The sequence below is a fragment of the Protofrankia sp. Cj3 genome (genome assembly GCF_917627355.1).
Lineage (GTDB): Bacteria > Actinomycetota > Actinomycetes > Frankiales > Frankiaceae > Protofrankia.
The window spans coordinates 1-1,318 of sequence record NZ_CAKJTR010000039.1 but is presented as its reverse complement, the minus strand read 5'-3'; the positions used below and the strand labels follow the sequence as shown (position 1 = coordinate 1,318).

Here is a 1,318-nt window from a genome sequence, read left to right as displayed (position 1 = left end):
TTCCTGCCGGTGCTGCCGATGACCCCGCAGGAGTCGGCGTTCAAGCGGGTGCATGGAGCGGCCGAGCTCCAGCGGCGATGGCTGGCCGCTGGAACCGACCTGCGGGACCCCACCCGCCCGCAGCTACACCTCGCCGCCGGGGATCGTTAGCGTGTCGCGGGTCCCACGGTGCGGGCAGCAGACGATCAGGAGCCGGTACCGATGTCGGCAAGATCCTTGACGACCGGCACACAGGCGCGTTCGATCCAGGCGTCCGCCGGCTCGCCGCCGGGCGGCGTCACGATTACCGCGTCCACGCCGATCCGGGCGTGCTGCTCCATCTCAGCCAGGAACGCGCTCGGCTCACCCCGGGTCAACGCGTCACCGCGGTAGAGAATCGTCTTGGTGATCTCGGCGTAGTCGCGGCCGGCCCGGTCGCAGTGCGCCTTCAACACGTCGAGTTTGTGCGCGACCTCGTCCACCGAGGGCGCGAACAGGTTGCAGGCATCCGCGTAGGTGGCGACCAGCCGCAGCGTCTTCTTCTCCCCGCTCCCCCCGATCAGGATGGGCAGCCGTGGCCGGCTGATCGGCGCGGGAACGCAGAGCGTCTCAGCGAGCTGGTAGTGCCGGCCCTCGAACGGGCCGTTGTCGTCGCTCCACATCTGCCGGCAGATCCGCAGCGTCTCCTCCAGCCGCTCGAACCGCTCGGCTATTGGCGGGAACGGTACGCCCAGGCCGTAGTGCTCGCGGTCGTACCAGGCGGTGCCTATCCCGAGCTCCGCCCGCCCGCCCGAGAGCACGTCCAGCGTCGCGACGATCTTCGCCAGCAGCCCCGGATGCCGGTAGGTCGCGCCGGTGACCAGGAGGCCGAGGCGCAGCCTCGAAGTGTGGGCGGCCAGGAATCCCAGCGTCGTGTAGCCCTCCAGCATCGGCTCGTCCGCGGGGAACATCGCCTCCATCTGGAAGTAGTGGTCCATCACGCTGAGACGGGCCACCCCCGCGTCATCGGCGATCCGGGCCGCGCGCCCCAGGACCGGCGCGATCGCCTCGGTCCCACCCGGCCAGGTGAACCGCACCACGTGCACACCGAGCTGCATCGCACACTCCTCCGTGTCCAGGCGTCCCGCACATCATCCAGGCGTCCCGCGCATCCACAACATCCCGCCGGTCCGGTGAACCGAACCGTTACCGTGCCTATCCTGACCGAAAAAGCCAGACCGGTCACGGTCAGCTGGACCGGGAGTGCCGCCGAGCGGAGAACCGATCACTCCCTGGTCGCGCAACCGAGCGCAAAACCGGCGGATGCGCGACCGACCTGGAAGGATCGACGGCGAGTCCA

The 1,318-nt window shown here is 69.5% G+C and carries 1 protein-coding gene; it reads right to left on the bottom strand.

Features of this window, described 5'->3' with window-relative positions:
* Nucleotides 1–185: 185 nt before the first annotated feature.
* Complete coding sequence (locus tag MJ783_RS07630; RefSeq protein WP_239309533.1) at nt 186–1,076, bottom strand: LLM class F420-dependent oxidoreductase; 891 nt, start codon at nt 1,074–1,076, stop codon at nt 186–188.
* Nucleotides 1,077–1,318: the final 242 nt, after the last annotated feature.

Excerpts from the sequence above, each read along its gene's own strand:
- MJ783_RS07630 (WP_239309533.1), bottom strand. The coding sequence starts at position 1,076 with ATGCAGCTCGGTGTGCACGTGGTGCGGTTCACCTGGCCGGGTGGGACC.